The organism is Pseudomonas sp. B28(2017) (assembly GCF_002113025.1).
Taxonomy (GTDB): Bacteria; Pseudomonadota; Gammaproteobacteria; order Pseudomonadales; family Pseudomonadaceae; genus Aquipseudomonas.
The window spans coordinates 42,648-58,551 of sequence record NZ_NEJH01000002.1 but is presented as its reverse complement, the minus strand read 5'-3'; the positions used below and the strand labels follow the sequence as shown (position 1 = coordinate 58,551).

Annotated in this window: 16 protein-coding genes and 1 pseudogene; 5 read left to right on the top strand and 12 right to left on the bottom strand. The window is 60.0% G+C overall.

Annotation, left to right across the window (positions count from 1 at the left end; genetic code table 11):
• Positions 1-21: 21 nt before the first annotated feature.
• On the bottom strand, positions 22-624 hold the full coding sequence (mobA, locus tag CAF65_RS04840; protein WP_085715296.1) for a molybdenum cofactor guanylyltransferase MobA: 603 nt from the start codon (positions 622-624) through the stop codon (positions 22-24).
• An 81-nt stretch (positions 625-705) separates the two neighbouring features.
• On the opposite strand from mobA, the gene moaB reads away from it, so the two are divergent.
• Together moaB and glp are read left to right on the top strand one after the other, a co-directional pair.
• Positions 706-1,245 carry a molybdenum cofactor biosynthesis protein B gene (gene moaB / locus CAF65_RS04835; RefSeq protein WP_008020368.1) on the top strand — a complete coding sequence of 180 codons (540 nt, stop codon included), beginning with the start codon at positions 706-708 and terminating at the stop codon, positions 1,243-1,245.
• Positions 1,229-2,455 carry a gephyrin-like molybdotransferase Glp gene (gene glp, locus CAF65_RS04830; protein ID WP_085715295.1) on the top strand — a complete coding sequence of 409 codons (1,227 nt, stop codon included), beginning with the start codon at positions 1,229-1,231 and terminating at the stop codon, positions 2,453-2,455. The genes moaB and glp overlap by 17 nt, the downstream gene beginning before the upstream one ends.
• A 64-nt stretch (positions 2,456-2,519) precedes the next feature.
• Here glp and CAF65_RS04825 read toward each other — a convergent pair whose 3' ends face one another.
• A complete protein-coding gene (locus CAF65_RS04825) occupies positions 2,520-2,810 on the bottom strand; it encodes a hypothetical protein (protein ID WP_256578606.1) in 291 nt (96 codons plus the stop codon).
• A gap of 226 nt (positions 2,811-3,036) precedes the next feature.
• Between CAF65_RS04825 and CAF65_RS04820 the strand changes: the two are divergent.
• Positions 3,037-3,402 (top strand): annotated as a pseudogene (locus CAF65_RS04820) (lipid kinase YegS); the annotation flags it as partial.
• Here CAF65_RS04820 and CAF65_RS04815 read toward each other — a convergent pair.
• The 3 genes from CAF65_RS04815 to CAF65_RS04805 form a co-directional block, all read right to left on the bottom strand.
• Positions 3,386-4,045, bottom strand: coding sequence for a response regulator transcription factor (locus CAF65_RS04815; protein ID WP_085715293.1), 660 nt, complete (start codon positions 4,043-4,045; stop codon positions 3,386-3,388). The pseudogene CAF65_RS04820 and the gene CAF65_RS04815 overlap by 17 nt on opposite strands.
• Positions 4,042-4,935: a sensor histidine kinase gene (locus CAF65_RS04810; protein ID WP_085715292.1), complete on the bottom strand. Its 894-nt coding sequence runs from the start codon at positions 4,933-4,935 to the stop codon at positions 4,042-4,044. Before CAF65_RS04810 ends, CAF65_RS04815 begins: the two co-directional genes overlap by 4 nt.
• Positions 4,936-5,441: 506 nt before the next feature.
• Positions 5,442-5,912 carry a hypothetical protein gene (locus CAF65_RS04805; protein WP_085715291.1) on the bottom strand — a complete coding sequence of 157 codons (471 nt, stop codon included), beginning with the start codon at positions 5,910-5,912 and terminating at the stop codon, positions 5,442-5,444.
• 462 nt (positions 5,913-6,374) lie between these two features.
• On the opposite strand from CAF65_RS04805, the gene CAF65_RS04800 reads away from it, so the two are divergent.
• Both CAF65_RS04800 and CAF65_RS04795 read left to right on the top strand, forming a co-directional pair.
• Positions 6,375-7,310 carry a chemotaxis protein CheV gene (locus tag CAF65_RS04800; protein ID WP_085715290.1) on the top strand — a complete coding sequence of 312 codons (936 nt, stop codon included), beginning with the start codon at positions 6,375-6,377 and terminating at the stop codon, positions 7,308-7,310.
• A gap of 169 nt (positions 7,311-7,479) precedes the next feature.
• Positions 7,480-8,286: an MOSC domain-containing protein gene (locus CAF65_RS04795; RefSeq protein ID WP_085715289.1), complete on the top strand. Its 807-nt coding sequence runs from the start codon at positions 7,480-7,482 to the stop codon at positions 8,284-8,286.
• A gap of 100 nt (positions 8,287-8,386) precedes the next feature.
• On the opposite strand, the gene CAF65_RS04790 is transcribed toward CAF65_RS04795, so the two are convergent.
• The 7 genes from CAF65_RS04790 to CAF65_RS04760 form a co-directional block, all read right to left on the bottom strand.
• Entirely contained in the window at positions 8,387-8,671 is a 285-nt protein-coding gene (locus tag CAF65_RS04790; RefSeq protein ID WP_007940055.1) for a pyrimidine/purine nucleoside phosphorylase, read from the bottom strand.
• 69 nt (positions 8,672-8,740) lie between these two features.
• The gene (locus CAF65_RS04785; protein WP_085715288.1) at positions 8,741-9,283 is read right to left on the bottom strand and encodes an exonuclease domain-containing protein; all 543 of its coding nucleotides are present in this window, start codon (positions 9,281-9,283) and stop codon (positions 8,741-8,743) included.
• Positions 9,284-9,354: 71 nt separating this feature from the next.
• On the bottom strand, positions 9,355-11,316 hold the full coding sequence (locus CAF65_RS04780; protein ID WP_085715287.1) for an acetyl/propionyl/methylcrotonyl-CoA carboxylase subunit alpha: 1,962 nt from the start codon (positions 11,314-11,316) through the stop codon (positions 9,355-9,357).
• Between the two features lie 116 nt (positions 11,317-11,432).
• Positions 11,433-12,230 carry an enoyl-CoA hydratase/isomerase family protein gene (locus CAF65_RS04775; protein ID WP_085715286.1) on the bottom strand — a complete coding sequence of 266 codons (798 nt, stop codon included), beginning with the start codon at positions 12,228-12,230 and terminating at the stop codon, positions 11,433-11,435.
• Positions 12,227-13,384, bottom strand: coding sequence for a citronellyl-CoA dehydrogenase (gene atuD, locus CAF65_RS04770; protein WP_008020379.1), 1,158 nt, complete (start codon positions 13,382-13,384; stop codon positions 12,227-12,229). The genes CAF65_RS04775 and atuD overlap by 4 nt, the downstream gene beginning before the upstream one ends.
• Before the next feature lie 25 nt (positions 13,385-13,409).
• Entirely contained in the window at positions 13,410-15,026 is a 1,617-nt protein-coding gene (gene atuC, locus CAF65_RS04765) for a geranyl-CoA carboxylase subunit beta (protein ID WP_085715285.1), read from the bottom strand.
• Between the two features lie 3 nt (positions 15,027-15,029).
• The gene (locus tag CAF65_RS04760; RefSeq protein WP_085715284.1) at positions 15,030-15,899 is read right to left on the bottom strand and encodes an SDR family oxidoreductase; all 870 of its coding nucleotides are present in this window, start codon (positions 15,897-15,899) and stop codon (positions 15,030-15,032) included.
• Positions 15,900-15,904 lie beyond the last annotated feature (5 nt).

Below are 15,904 nucleotides of genomic sequence, written 5' to 3'. Positions count from 1 at the left end.
CGCGCAAGTTCCTGATGATTGTCAGTCTGACACAGTCTTATGACCGCTTAACAGTTCCGGCGTATTGAGGTTGGCCAGCCGAGGGTCCTTGTCGGGGCATTGCAGCGCGGTCGCCCCGAGCTTGTGCATCAACCGGCCAGGGCTGCGCTCACCTTCGTTCCAGGCATTTTCAAATGCTGCCTTGTGTAGCACGGGAATTACACACAACAACGGTTCCCAGTGGCCATCATGCCGCACCATCAGCGGCTTGTCCGGATGCAGGTTGGCGGTTTCGCGCATAGTGCCGATCAACGCCGCATCAATGCCCGGAACGTCACAGGGCAGGACCAGCAGATGAGTATGGCGAGCAGCTTTCAGGCCAGCTCGAATACCCGCCAGAGGTCCGGGGAAGCCACCTTCATCATCGTGGACCAACTGGTCGGCGTAGGGCGCATACTTCTCAAGATTGCGATTGCAGGAGATGATCAGGTCATCGGTCAGCGGGCGGGCCTTGCGGTGCAGATGCGCAATCAGGGGGGCGCCTTGCCAGTCCAGCAACCCTTTATCCTGCCCCCCCATACGTTGGCCGCGCCCGCCCGCCAGGAGCAGAATGGAGCAGGGTGGCAATTGTGAATTCGAGGTCATGGCAGGTCTCCATGGGAGCGGCGAAAAAACGGAGCGCTGTGATATAACACCGGGCTGTTTCTCCTACAACTGGACGAGCCTATGAAAGCCAAGGCTGATGTACCTTTCGCACCGCTGAATATTGCAGTGCTGACTGTCAGCGATACCCGCACACTGGAAACGGACACCTCGGGTCAGCTCTTTGTCGACCGCTTGACCGCTGCCGGTCATTACCTGGCAGCCCGGGTGTTGCTCAAAGATGATCTCTACAAGATTCGCGCGCAAGTCGCCAACTGGATTGCCGACGATGTCGTGCAGGTTGTGCTGATCACCGGCGGAACCGGTTTTACCGGGCGTGACAGTACGCCGGAAGCCGTCAGTTGCCTGCTGGACAAACAGGTTGATGGATTTGGCGAGCTGTTCCGCCAGATCTCGGTTGCCGATATCGGCACCTCGACCGTTCAGTCCAGGACGTTGGCCGGCCTGGCCAATGGCACGCTGGTTTGCTGTTTGCCGGGCTCGACCAATGCCGTGCGCACCGGTTGGGACGGCATACTGGCCGAGCAGCTGGATTCGCGCCACCGCCCGTGCAATTTCGTGCCTCACCTCAAACAGGCTGCGCCTTGTGAATCCCGTGGGTAAGCCTGGCAAGACCGGCAGCCTGATGCCTGTCGAGCAGGCGCTGGCGCGCTTGCTGGAAATGGCCGAGACCTCAAGGATTGTCGAGCGTGAACGCTTGCCGTTGGCGCAGGTACAGGGGCGTGTACTGGCTGAAGGCCTGGTGTCGACGCTCGATTTGCCGCCCTGGCCCAACAGTGCCATGGACGGTTATGCCTTGCGCATGGCCGACTGGACGGGAGAGCCGTTGGTGGTCAGCCAAAAGGTGTTTGCCGGCCAGGCCCCTGATCCGTTGCAGCCAGGAACCTGTGCGCGCATTTTCACCGGGGCGCCTGTTCCCGCCGGTGCCGATTGCGTCGAGATGCAGGAAAACGCTGAGGTTCAGGCGGATGAGCGAGTACGTTTCACTGGAACCTTGACTCAGGGCCAGAACATCCGTGCGCAAGGACAGGAAACGACCGTCGGCGAGTTGATTCTGCCGGCAGGTACGCGGCTGGGGCCGATCGAGCAAGGATTGGCTGCCTCATTGGGGTGCGCTGAGCTGGAAGTCGTACGCAAGGTGCGTGTGGCGGTGCTGTCCACTGGCGACGAATTGATTGAGCCGGGGCAGACGCTGGGAGCGGGACAGATCTACAACAGCAACCGGGTGTTGTTGTGTAGCTGGTTGCAGCGTTTGGGGTGTGAGGTCGTCGACGCGGGCATCCTTCCGGACAATCTGGAAACCACACGTTCCCGATTGGGTGAGTTGAAGGATGTCGACCTGATCCTCTCCACCGGCGGCGTATCGGTGGGGGAAGCCGATTTTCTGGGCATCGCCTTGCGCGAAGAGGGCGAATTGGCGCTGTGGAAGCTCGCCATCAAGCCCGGTAAACCGCTGACGTTCGGGCATTTTCGCGGTGTGCCGGTGATTGGCTTGCCGGGCAATCCGGCATCGACCCTCGTGACCTTTGCCTTGTTGACCAGACCCTATCTCCTGCGTCGTCAGGGTGTAAAAGAAGTTGAGCCACTGAAGGTGCAGGTGCCGGCAGGGTTTGACTGGCTCCAGCCTGGCAATCGGCGTGAGTATTTGCGCGGACGGCTGGAAAACGGCAGGGCGACGATCTACAAAAACCAGAGTTCCGGTGTACTGCGTAGCGCTGCCTGGGCTGATGGACTGGTAGAAGTCCTTGAAGGTCGCACGCTGGTTCAGGGCGATGGCGTTTTTTTCATTCCGTTGAGTGAAGTCCTGGGCTGACAGGTTCAGCGGATTTGCCACACAAAACCCGGTCGATAGAACCGGGTTTTGTGTTGATGGCAGCTCAATGCGCCAGAAACAATGAAATAACCTGTTCGAAACGGCTGTTGGCGATCCAGCCAAGGAGGCCAAGGATCACGACTGTGCCGCAAGCGGAGTAGGCAAGCCTGTGCTTGATGGATTTGACGTCACCCCGGATTTCGTCCATGCCCCTGCGTATGTACTTGAGGTGTGCTTCCAGTTCGGTGACGCGAGGTTCCATATCAATTTCTCCCGTGGCTTTTGTGCTGCTGCATTCAGCTCGATCGTCTGCACTTTTTACAATGGCCGGTGAACCGAGGTTTTGGCTTTGCATGGCACGTCCTTGTGATGTCCTGCGGTAACCCCCAAAGTCTGCCAATTCAGATTCCCGGTCAATTGAGCCGATTCCTCACGATGTGTAAGAAAATTCCTGTCGTGTGGGGGGATCAAGACTTTCCGGCTGGAGATAATCTGTCTTCTTGCGACTTTTGACGGGGGCATCGCGGTCAACATCTCCCGGATGCCATTCAAACCAGGAGTGAACTGATGGGTGATCGCAAGGCATCGGCAGCCATGTCACGGCGAACACTCCGGAGGATTTGAAGAAAATCCTCGGCGGTGCGGCGTATCTGTTCACCGGCTTGTCACGCTTCAATGAGCTGCATACCGCCTACGGTGAATTGCAGGGGGCGGATTTTCACTGGCGCGGCAGCCTGCTGGCGTTGGGCATCGACAACATGTTTGTCCGGGCGCGCCTGCCCTGGGTCGAGATCAAGGTCTCGGAAGGGCTGTACATCAACCTTGATGGTGAACCGCTGGAAGGGGACAACTTGCGTTTCTCGGTTCGCCCGGCGGCGTTACCCGTGTATCTGCCGGAGGATTCGCCGCTGTTACGTGCCCGTGAAGCGTCTAGTCATCAAGGCTGATGATTTGTTCACGCACGGCAAACAGCACCAGGCCGGCCACATCGTAGATCTGCAAACGCTTCATGATCTGCGAACGGTGGGTTTCGACGGTCTTGACGCTCAGTCCCAGGCCATTGGCGATTTCTCGAGTGGATTTTCCACGAACGATCAACCGCAGGATTTCCAGCTGACGTGCCGTCAGGTTATGCGAGTTGGCAGGTTCGGGTTGCTGCCTCTGGTTTCGGGTCAACGCCTGATTGATCACCGTGTGGGCAATGGCCGGGCTCAGATAACGCTCATTGTTGCGCAAGGCCTCCAGCGCGTGCTCCAGTTCGGTCGCCGTGGTGTCCTTGAGCAGGTAGCCGTGGGCTCCGGACTCCAGCGCCTGCATGATGAGGGTTGGGTCGGTGTGCATCGAGAGGATCAGGACCTTGCTCTGCGGGCGCACTCGCTTGAGCTGCTGCAAGGCTTCGAGGCCGCCGGTCTGGCGCATTGAAATATCCAGCAGGACAATATCCGGGGACAGATGCCCGACCATTTCGAGCAACTGCGAGCCGTCATTGGCTTCGCCGATGACCGCATAGCCGGGCAGATCCATCACCAGGGCACGCACGCCAGCCCTGATCAGCGAGTGGTCATCCACCAGTAGTAAATTACAAGTCAATGCAGAACCTTATCCGAACTGGCCCGTTCGAGCGCACGGGGCGCCCAGGGAAAAAGAGCTTCGATTTGAGTGCCTTTGCCCGGCTCGCTGGTAACGGTCAGTGTGCCGCCCAGTTGATCGATCCGTTCCGACATCCCGGCCATACCGCGTTGCCCTTCACGACCAGGGTCTGTTGCGGGCGCGAAACCCTGACCATCATCGCTGATCTGCAACCTCAGGCCTTGGGGAAGGCGTTGCAGGCATACCAGCAGGTTCTTCGCCTGGGCATGTCGCAGGATGTTGGTGACCGCTTCCTGAGTGATACGGAAAGCTGCCACGGCCATTTCCTCCGGTATGCCGGTCAGGCGTTGCTGGCATTCCAGGCTCCAGTGCACCGGCGTGTTGGCCAGGGTCTTGAGCAAGTGTGCCCGCAGACTGGCTTCCAGCCCGAGGCTGGTCAACTGCCGGGGATTGAGAATGGCGGATACGTCACGAACTTTGGTCAGGGTTTCTTCCAGCGTGTCGCAGAGCACCGAGCATTGTCCCTGAAGTTCTTCGGGCATCCGGCGTTTGAGCCAGTCACTTTGCAGTTTTGCGGCGGTCAGCAATTGACCGATGTCGTCATGCAGTTCCCGGCTCAGCCGGTGACGCTCGTTTTCCTGAACCTGTAACAGTCGGTCGGCCAGTTCCTGAGGCTGGAATTTGATGGATTTGCGCGAGAGGCGGTACTGCACCGCAACACTGGTCAGCGCAGCAATGTCGAGCACCAGCAATGACAGAGGCAAAGGGATGGACAGGCCATAGACCAGCACACTGCCAAGCGTCGAGCAGACGCATAGCAACAGCGTGAATGTGCGCGCATTTTTTCGGGACGGTGGCCACATGGCGATTGACTTGAGGCTGGCGTGCATAGCGGATGGAGCCAATGGATGTTCGCTGCGGGCTGACCGGTCATGCTGGCTGACAGGCCCCTGTTTTTTAATATGGAGCGTCGACTTCAACGGGGTGTACTTTGTTGTTGGAGAGTTCAGCTCCGGACTGGCGCGAGCTGTGTCCGGCTGCAACCACACTGCCATTAATTGGCGTCAACTAATAGGCGGCATAGTAGCACTTAAGATACCGTTGGTCGCGTCTGTATATATGTCCGTAAAGTCAGGAATTCAGTCGTTTGGGCGATGGTTCCATAATGGAACTAGTTGGCTGTTGTCGTCGCAAAAAATGCCGATTGTCCCTTGGTTTTTTTTGTTGAGACCAGGCAATACCCCGGTCAAGACAGGCGCGCAATTGTCGATGGGCAAACAGTGGTTGTTAAAGCATGCCGCTTATAGCTATGAGATATTCATTTGCGACATGTGCGCACTCAAGTTACAGCGCGGTATTGATAACCAAAACACGCCATACGGCACGTTTGGCAAGTTCAGGCCTGTCGTTCCGAATAGGATACGAGGGTGAGCGGCCTGGAATTGACCGGTGGCTTAAATCGGCTTTGCCCGACCTGAAAGGCAAAGGCTTCGATAAGGGTGACCTGCTCGCTGTCGTCGAGACTGAGCTGTCCGGTGGTCTGGTCGATGAGTTCGAGTTGCCAGGCAATCAGGGTCAGGCAGTCTTTCAGGGCGCTCAGCGCCTCGTCGTGCAGGCTCATCGTGTTTTGTGCGTGGTTGAGCAGGCCATGAATATGCAGGGAAAATTCAGACACGGCCGCCAACGCCAGGGTATCGGCCTTGTTGGCCAGCTTGAGCAGTGTGCTGAGCATGCAGTCGATGGCGTCCTTGTCATTGCTGATCAGCTGTAGATGACTCAGGCATTCCTCGGTTTTGGCCAGGAGTGTTTCAGCCTCGACGAGAAACTCCGGGAGCCGCTGGGCCCACTCTTTACGGTCGTTCGGCATACTTATCTCCACAACGTCGTGTCAAATGAGGGGATATCGTGCGTGTCGACGAGGGCGATCGGGACCCCGGCATTGCCGAGTCGTCGGGTGAGCGAGCTTCGGCTGGCCCGGAGGCAGGCAAGGGAACACGAGAGGGTGGTTGGCCACTTACTTGCGATCGCACACAAAAGCCTGACTCCGTTCATGCAATGAGAATGGCGTCACATTAATGGCTATTGGATATTGCGAATATCAGGTTGCACCTGATTGTTGATAGGGGAATCCCTTACGCAAAGGAACCTTTCACTCAAATCAGGGTCGCCTGGCGCAGAAGTGCGGCAGATGTAATCACGGCATCAGTAAAGCATGATGTTAATGTGACATCAATGCCCAGGCGTGGCATTTTGGAGAGGGTCAAGCTTCGGTAAAAACAGCCGATAACCTTCTTTAGTGAATTCATCCGAACAAGACCAGGAGTCATTGATGGCCGGCATTCTCGACACGGTAGACCAACGCACGCAACTGGTGGGTGAGAATCGCCTGGAAATTCTCATGTTCCGCCTCGCCGGACGGCAACTGTTCGCGATCAACGTCTTTAAAGTACAGGAAGTCTTGCAACTGCCAAAGTTGACGCTGATGCCGCAGCGCCATCCTTTCGTGTGCGGCGTGGTCAACCTGCGTGGTCAGACCCTGCCGGTGATCGACCTGTCCCAGGCCATTGGCATGCGCCCATTGGTGCCGGGGCCTGGCAGCACGATTATCGTCACCGAATACAACCGTTCGGTTCAGGCCTTCCTGGTCGGTGGCGTGGACCGGATCGTCAACATGAACTGGGAAGCCATCCTGCCGCCTCCGGGCAGTGCCGGCCGTCAGCACTATCTGACGGCCATCAGCAAAGTCGACGATCAACTGGTGGAAATCATCGATGTCGAAAAGGTCCTGGCCGAAATCGTCCCGTACAGCGCCAAAGTCTCCCGCGACAAGCTCGAAGATCCGGTACTGGAACGCGCCCGTGGCCGTGAGGTGCTGCTGGTGGATGACTCGAACGTGGCCCTGGCGCAATTGCGCGATACCCTGGGACAGTTGGGCGTGAAGATGCACATCGCCAGCGACGGATTGAAGGCCTTGAACATGCTCAAGGCCTGGGCCGATACCGGCGCGGACATGACCGAAAAACTGCTGATGGTTTTCACCGATGCGGAAATGCCGGAAATGGACGGCTATCGCCTGACCACTGAAATTCGCAACGATCCGCGTCTGCGCGGCTTGTACGTGGTGCTGCACACCTCGCTGTCCGGCAGCTTCAACGACTCGATGGTGAAAAAGGTCGGCTGCGACAATTTCCTCTCCAAATTCCAGCCGGACAAACTTGTCGACGTGGTGCGTCAGCGTTTGATGCTTGACGCCGTCCCCGCCTGAGCCCTTGCAGGAGCGAGCTCGCGATGGTCTTGAACGATAACGCGTAAAACCGGATGCCCTGCGGCGTCCTTGGGTTTTTCGCAAGCGAGCTCGTTCCGACAGGGGGGGCACTTTGATTCGCTGACCAAGCTCGTATAGGGTGGCGTTTTTGCCTATGAGGGAGCTGGCCATGTTGCGTCTGAGCGCGCTGTATCGTTATCCGTTGAAGTCCGCCAAGGGCGAGGTGCTGCAACAGATCGGTCTCGATAAACTCGGGCTGGACGGCGATCGTCGCTGGATGCTGGTGGATGAAGCCAGCGGTCGCTTCCTGACCCAGCGTGCGGTGGCGCAGATGAGCCAGTTGTCGGCGTTGTGGAATGCTGAAGGCGGCTTGACCCTCAGTGCGCCTGGTCATTCGCCGATCGACATTGCTCTGCCCGGCAGAGATGCGCCACTGCGTGGCGTGACGATCTGGCGTGATACCTTGCGAGTCCCCGATGCCGGCGATGAAGCAGGGGCCTGGGTCAGCCAGTTCATCGGAAAACCGACACGTCTGGTGCAGGTCCCGCTTGAACGGGCGCGGATGACGGAGGCCGGTTACGGCAAGGATGACGATCAGGTGGCATTCGCCGATGGCTATCCGCTGTTGCTGATTGGCCAGGCCTCCCTCGAGGACTTGTCGCAACGGGTCGGGCGTCCGTTGGAGATGCTGCGTTTCCGGCCAAACCTGGTGATCGAAGGCAGTGAAGCGTTCGCCGAGGACGGCTGGAAGCGTATCCGTATAGGCGAGGTCGAGTTCCGCGTGGTCAAGTCCTGTTCACGCTGCATCCTGACCACCATCGACCCGCAAACCGGGGAACGCAGCGACGATCGCGAACCCTTGGCCACCTTGCAGAAATACCGTTCGCAGGCGGATGGCGCCATGTTTGGCCAGAACCTGGTGAACGACGGTAACGGTCGACTCGAAGTCGGCATGCCGGTGGAAATTCTGGCGTAGAAACCCTCAATTCATCGCCCGCACAATAAAAAATGCCCGTGTCCTTGGGCACGGGCATTTTTTATGGCGCTGACTTTTACTTCGGTGAAGCCCCTCGGGCTTAGCCGCGGTATTCGCACAGGTAAGCGGTGTCGACGGCCACTTTCAGCTGGAACTTGCTGTTGGCAGGCACGTTGAACTGGCTGCCGGCGGCGAAGGTTTCCCAGTCGCTGCTGTCTGGCAGTTTGACGGTCAATGCGCCGCTGACCACGTGCATGATTTCACGCTGGCTGGTGCCGAATTCGTACTCGCCCGGAGCCATGACGCCGATGGTCGCGGGACCTTCTGCGGTGCCAAAGGCGATCGACTTGACGGTGCCGTCGAAGTACTCGTTGACTTTAAACATGGGCGATTCCTCGAAAAGGGCTAAAAAGGGCCGGCCAGTATGCACAAGGCCCTGAGTGTCGTCACCTGTCTAAAGCGGAAGAACCAGCGGCAGCAGTCGTGCGGTGTTGCGCGCATCTTCCAGCGCCCGGTGTTGCTGGCCGGTGAACTGCAGGCCGGCCAGTTGCAGGGCACCGTTGAGTCCCAGCGGGCGTTCCAGGCGTCGGGCCTTGGCAAAGCGCTGCTTGAGGTTGATGTGCGGCACGTTGGCCAGCGCGCTGGCGAGTCCCAGTCGCTGCCATTCCTGTAGCAATTGCTTGCGATCGTAATCGCCCCAACTGGCCCAGCCTTCAAGGCGCGTATGGTGTTGGCCGAGCCAGCGTTCAAATGCCGGCCAGACTTCGCCCAGCGGTTGCGCGGCATCGATGCTGGCTTGGGTGATGTGCGTCAACTCGCGACAAAACGGTGTCAGCAACGGCCGTCGCAAGGGGCGGACGAAGCGCTGGAAGTGGTCCAGTTCGCGTCCCTTGCGGTCCACAAGGGTGGCGCCGATTTCAATGATTTCCATATCCGTTACGGGCCAACCACCCTCATCGGTGGTGGCCTCCAGATCAATGACCAGCCAATGAGGCATTGCAGGGTTCCTGATATCCGCGTCCTGATAGGGTTTGAGCGTAGCCAAACCCGGCGGTTCCGCCTAGCGCCTTATTCGACCTCCAACAGAATCTGCCGGTTTTTCACCTGATCCCCGACTTTGACTTGCAGGCGTTTGAGCACACCGTCGATGCCCGATTTCAGTGGGTGCTCCATTTTCATCGCCTCCAGTACCACCAGCAGTTGGCCTTTGGTGACTGGGCTGCCTTCGTTGACCAGGACGTCGACAATCGCACCGTCCATCGGTGCCTTGAGGGTGCCGGAGCTGACATTGGCCAGGCTGCGGACCTGCACCTGAGTGCGATCCACGAACTGCAGACTGCCCGGCCGGGCAAACAGCCAGAGACGCCCGCTCTCCAGACGGTAAGCGTGGCGTTGGCGGATGCCTTCGATTTCGAGGGTGGCCCAGCGTCCGTCGCAATGGATGATCTTCAGTTCCAGGTTGTGCCCGGCGACCTGAATGCACAACGGCTCGTCCGGGATGGCCTGCAACCCGACTGGCCAATCCTGGTCCTCAAGGCCGATGCGATAGTGCAGCGGCATGCTGGCGTTGTTGCGCCACCCGCAAAGCGGGGCCGAATGAGCCTGCGCTTGAGCCTGATAGAAGAGGGCGGTTGCGATGGCCAGGTGCTGTGCGCCTGGGGCATGGGGCTGCAGGCAGGCATGCTCGGAAAAGTGCTGCGGGATGAATCCGGTGTTGAAATCTGCGCAGGCGAACTGCGGGTGATCCAGCAGGCTGGCGAGCAAGCGCTGATTGCTTTGCACGCCCAGCAGCACGCTGTCTTGTACCGCCCGCAGCAGTTTGCGCCGGGCTTCTTCGCGGGTCGCACCGTGGGCGATGAGCTTGCCGAGCATCGGGTCGTAGAAGGGGCTGATGACCTGGCCTTCGATCAGGCCGTGGTCGATCCGAACGCCGTCCTGCAATCCCGGCTCCCAGGCCATCACGCGCCCGGTTTGGGGCAGGAAATCCTGAGCTGGATCTTCGGCATACAGGCGCACTTCCATGGCGTGCCCATGGAGTTGCACCTGCTCCTGGCGCAATGGCAGCGGTTGCCCCTCGGCGATGTTCAACTGCCAGGCCACCAGGTCCAGCCCGGTGATCAGTTCGGTGACCGGGTGTTCCACTTGCAACCGGGTGTTCATCTCCAGAAAGTAAAACTGCCCGCGCGCATCCAGCAAAAATTCCACGGTGCCCGCGCCGACATACTGCACTGCCCGCCCGGCCTTGAGCGCCGCTTCGCCCATGGCCTGGCGCAGTTCAGGCGTCATTACCGGGCAGGGTGCTTCTTCGATGACTTTCTGATGCCGGCGCTGCACCGAGCAATCGCGCTCGCCGAGGTAAATCAGGTTGCCGTGGCGGTCACCGAACAACTGAACCTCGACATGACGTGGTTCGACCAGTGCCTGTTCGAGAATCAGTTCGCCGCTGCCAAAACCGTTCAGGGCCTCGGAGCGCGCGGTACGGATCTGTTCCAGCAAATTGCCGGCGTCGTGCACCAGGCGCATGCCGCGTCCACCGCCACCAGCGCTGGCCTTGATCATCAACGGATAACCGATGCGCCCGGCTTCGCGGCTCAGGGTGGCGTCGTCCTGCCCGTCGCCTTGATAACCGTCGATGCAGGGCACACCGGCTTCGATCATGGCGTTCTTCGAAAGGCGCTTGCTGCCCATCAGTTCGATGGCCTCGGGGCTGGGGCCGATGAAGGTGATGCCGGCGTCCTGGCAGGCGCGGGCAAACCCGGCGTTTTCCGAGAGGAAACCGTAGCCCGGATGGATCGCATCCGCGCCCGTGCGCCGGGCTGCATCGAGGATGGCCGGGATGTTCAAATAAGACTGTTGCACCGCGGCTGGACCGATGTTGACGGCCTCGTCGGCCATCTGCACGTGCAGTGCATCGGCGTCGGCGTCGCTGAACACGGCGACCGTGCGATAGCCCAGCGCCTGGGCCGTGCGCTGGATGCGGCAGGCGATTTCACCGCGGTTGGCAATGAGGATTTTTTTGAGTCCGGGCATGGAGTTGTCTCTCAAGTTGTGCGGTGAAATTGCTGGCCTCTTCGCGGGCAAGCACGCTCCCACAGGATTTGTGAGCGACATAGAGCCCTGTGGGAGCGAGCCCGCTCGCGATGCTCTTAAGGTGCCCACCCCGGTTTGCGTTTTTGCACGAAGGCCATCGTTCCCTCGACGCCTTCAGCCCCGGTCACCGCTTCGCTGAACCATTCGGCTGCCTGATCCAGCAGGGCATCCGACGGTTGTCCGGCACTCGCCAGCAGGAGTTTCTTGGTCATCGCATTGGCTTCGGGCGCACAACACAACACATGCGCCAATACCTCATCGAGACGCTCAGCCAGGGCCTGTGGATCATGCTCGACAAAATGCACCAGCCCCATGCGCCGTGCCTGGTGACCATCAAAACGCGCCGCGGTCAGGGCCAGGCGTCGGGCTTCGGTCAGGCCGATGCGCTGCACCACGAATGGCGCAACTTGCGCCGGCAGCAGGCCGAGGCTGGTTTCTGGCAGGCCGAATTGCGCCTGATGATCGGCCAAAGCGATATCGCTGACGCAGGCCAGGCCGAAACCACCGCCGAGCACCGCGCCTTGCAGCACCGTGATCACTACTTGCGGAGCCTGTTGCACCTCTTGCAGCAGCGCACCGAACACCCGATTCAAGTCGCGGTGTGCGCTCGAACCCTGAGCACGGGCACTGGCCATGTCCTTGAGATCGCCGCCGGCGCAGAAGTGGCCGCCGGCACCGCCGATCACCAGTGCCCGAACGCCTCGGTCATCGCGCACGGCTGCCAGTACCGAGCGCAACTCGGCGACCATCTGCAAGCTCATCGCGTTACGGCTGTCCGGGCGATTGAGGGTGATGTGCAACACTCCGTTGTGCAATTCCAGCAGCAAGGTCTGGCAAACCGGCAGGCTGCTCATTTCTTTTTCCCCGGCAGAATGCCCATCAGTTTGCAAATGATCCCCAGCATGATTTCGTCGGCACCGCCGCCAATCGATACCAGCCGGACATCGCGGTAGGCCCGGGCCACCGGGTTGTCCCACATGAAGCCCATGCCGCCCCAATATTGCAGGCAACTGTCGCTGACTTCGCGGCCCAGCCGCCCGGCCTTGAGCTTGGCCATGGAGGCCAGGCGCGTCACGTCCTGGCCTTTGACGTATTGCTCGGTGGCCTGATAGACCAACGCCCGCAGGCATTCGATCTCGGTTTGCAGTTCAGCCAGGCGGAAGTGGATCACCTGATTGTCGATCAGCGCATTGCCGAAGGTTTTGCGCTCCTTGCAGTATTCGATAGTGCTGTCGACACAGTACTCCAGGCCTTTGATCATGTTGGCCGCACCGAACAGGCGTTCCTCCTGGAACTGCAGCATCTGCATCATGAACCCCGCGCCTTCATGGCCGATGCGGTTGCGCTGCGGTACACGCACATTGTCGAAAAACACCTGGGCGGTTTCCGAGCTGCGCATGCCGAGCTTGTCCAGGTGCGAACTCAAGCTGATGCCTGGTGTGTTCATCGGCACCATGATCAGCGATTTGTTGATGTGCGGTTTATCGTCCGAGGTGTTGGCCAGCAGGCAGATGAAGTCGGCGCTTGGCGAGTTGGTGATCCACATCTTGCTGCCGTTGATCACGTAATCGTCGCCGTCCTTGCGCGCGGTGGTTTTAAGTCCGGCGACGTCGGAGCCGGCGCCAACTTCGGAGACTCCGATGCAGCCGACCTGCTCGCCGCTGATGGCCGGGCGCAGGAACTCTTCGCGCAATTCATCGGAACCGAAACGTGCCAGCGCAGGCGTGCACATGTCGGTCTGCACGCCGATGGACATCGGTATGCCGCCGCAATGAATGGTGCCGAACTCTTCGGCCGCGACGATCGAATAGCTGTAGTCGAGCCCCATGCCGCCGAATTTCTCCGGTTTTGAAATGCCCAGCAAGCCGAGGTCGCCGGCCTTGCGGAAAATTTCGTGGATGGGGAAACGCCCTGCCTTTTCCCATTCCTCGACGTGCGGGTTGATCTCGTGCTCGACGAACTGGCGCACCGTGCGGCGCAGTGCTTCGTGTTCCTGGGTGAAGATCATTCTTATTGTTCTCCTGTTAGTCGGCTTAGAACCGCGCCACACCAAAGCTGTTGGTTTGCAATGGCCGCACCTCGGCCTCGTGACAAATATCCAGTAAGTAACCGAGCAAGGTCCGGGTATCGCGCGGGTCGATCAAACCGTCGTCCCACAAATTGGCGCTGCCGTAGAGTGCCGTGGACTGGCTGTCGAGTTTCTGCGCGGTGACCTGTTCCAGCATGTCGAGCATTTTCGGATCGGGCACCAGGTCATTCTTGGCCTGTTTGGCCTCGGTGACGATGCGCAGCACTTTGCCCGCTTGCGCGCCGCCCATCACCGCCGTGCGGCTGTTGGGCCAGGCGAAGATGAAACGCGGGTCGAGGCCGCGCCCGCACATTGCATAGTTGCCGGCGCCATAGGAGCCACCGACGACGATGGTCAGTTTTGGCACGCGAGCGTTGGCCACCGCTTGAATCATCTTCGCGCCGTGCTTGATCACGCCTTGTTGTTCCGATTCGGTGCCGACCATGAACCCGGTGGTGTTGTGGAAAAACAGCAACGGCGTCTGGCTCTGATCGCACAGCTGGATGAACTGGGCGGCCTTGCTCGCGCCTTTTGGCGTGATGGGGCCGTTGTTGCCGATGAAGCCACAGGCACGGCCCTGAATTTTCAGGTGACCGCAGACGGTCTGCTGATCGAACTCGCCTTTGAATTCAAGAAAGTTCGAAGCGTCGGCGAGACGGGCGATGATTTCGCGTACGTCGTAGGGTTTTTTCGGGTCATCCGGGATCAGGCCCAGCAGTTCGTCGATGGGGTAGAGCGGCTCCTCCCAGCGACGTTCGGGGAGTCGGGGCAACTGCTCGTTCCACGGCAGCAGGCTGACAATCTCGCGTACCTGACGCACACCGTCGGCGTCGTTTTCAGCCAGGTATTCGGCGGTGCCGGCGGTTTGTGCGTGCATCTCGGCGCCGCCCAGTTCTTCATCGGTCGCGACTTCGCCGGTGGCGGCCTTGAGCAGTGGCGGGCCGGCGAGAAACAGCTTGGCCTTGCCGCGCACCACCACCACGTAATCCGACAAGCCCGGCTGATAGGCACCACCCGCCGTGGCCGAGCCGTGGACCACAGTGACCTGCGGCAAGCCCATGGCCGACATCCGCGCCTGATTGGCAAAGCTGCGCGCGCCTTCGACGAAAATTTCCGCCGCGTAATTGAGGTTGGCGCCGCCACTTTCGGCGAGGGTGATCACTGGCAGTTTGTTTTCCATGGCGATCTGTTGCAGGCGCAGGGATTTTTTCAAACCGCTGGGGGAAATGGTCCCACCCTTGATCGCGCTGTTGTTCGCCACCACCAGCACACGCACGCCGCAGACATAGCCGATACCGGCGATCAAACCGCCACCAGCGGAGCTGCCGTCCTTGTCATCATGCAGCTTGTAGCCGGCCAGGCTCGCCAGTTCGAGAAACGGCGCACCGGGGTCCAGCAGCAGATCGAGGCGCTCGCGGGGCAACAACTGACCGCGTTTTTCGAACCTGGGTTTGGCTTCGGCAGCCTTGTTCAGCAAGTTCTGTTCGAGCGCGCGCACTTGTTCGATGGCGCTCAGCATCGCCGCACGGTTCCGGGCGAACGGCTCGCTGTGGGGATCGAGTTGCGACTGAATCACCGGCATGGCTTATTCCTTGTCCTTCAACACGTCGGGTATGTAGGCGCGGTGGAAGCCGTTATACGACTCGCTGTTGGTCGCCTTGTGGATAGGCCAGGCGCGCCCGCCGAGGCTGGCGGCGCCGTCGATGCGCAGGGTGCTGCCGCTGACGAACGCCGCTGCCGGGCTGAGCAGGAAAACAATCGCTGCGCTGACCTCCGATTCGGTGCCGATGCGCTTGAGCGGCACGTGTTCACGCAAGGTCGGAATCACCGCCTTGAAGGCGCCTTCGTAGGTGTCCATGCCGCTGGAGGCAATCCAGCCCGGCGCCACGGCGTTGACCCGCACCCCGGCATGACCCCATTCGTACGCGGCGGTCTTGGTCAGGTTGTCCATGCCCGAACGCGCCGCGCCGGAGTGCCCCATACCGGGCATGCCCCCCCACATGTCGGCGAGCATGTTGACGATGGCGCCGCCGTGCTTGCTCATGGACTGGTTGAACACTTCCCGGGCCATCAGGAAACCGCCCACCAGATTGGTGCGCATCACGGTTTCGAAACCTTTTTGATTGATCGAGGCCAGGGGCGACGGGTACTGCCCGCCCGCGTTGTTGACCAGGCCATGGATGGGGCCATGCTTGCGGATCAATTCGCTGACCAGGTGCTGCACCGGTTCTTCCTCGCGGATGTCGCAAACCGCCCAATCGGCCGTGCCGCCGTCTTCGGCAATCTCTGCCGCAACGGTTTTGAGCTTGTCGGCCCTGCGCCCGACCAGCAGCACATGGGCGCCGAGTGCCGCCAGTTCGTGGGCGGTGCAGCGGCCGATGCCACTGCCACCACCGGTGACGATGATGTTTTGGCCGGCAAACAAATCGGCTCTGAAAATCGAATCGTAGGTCATGGCGG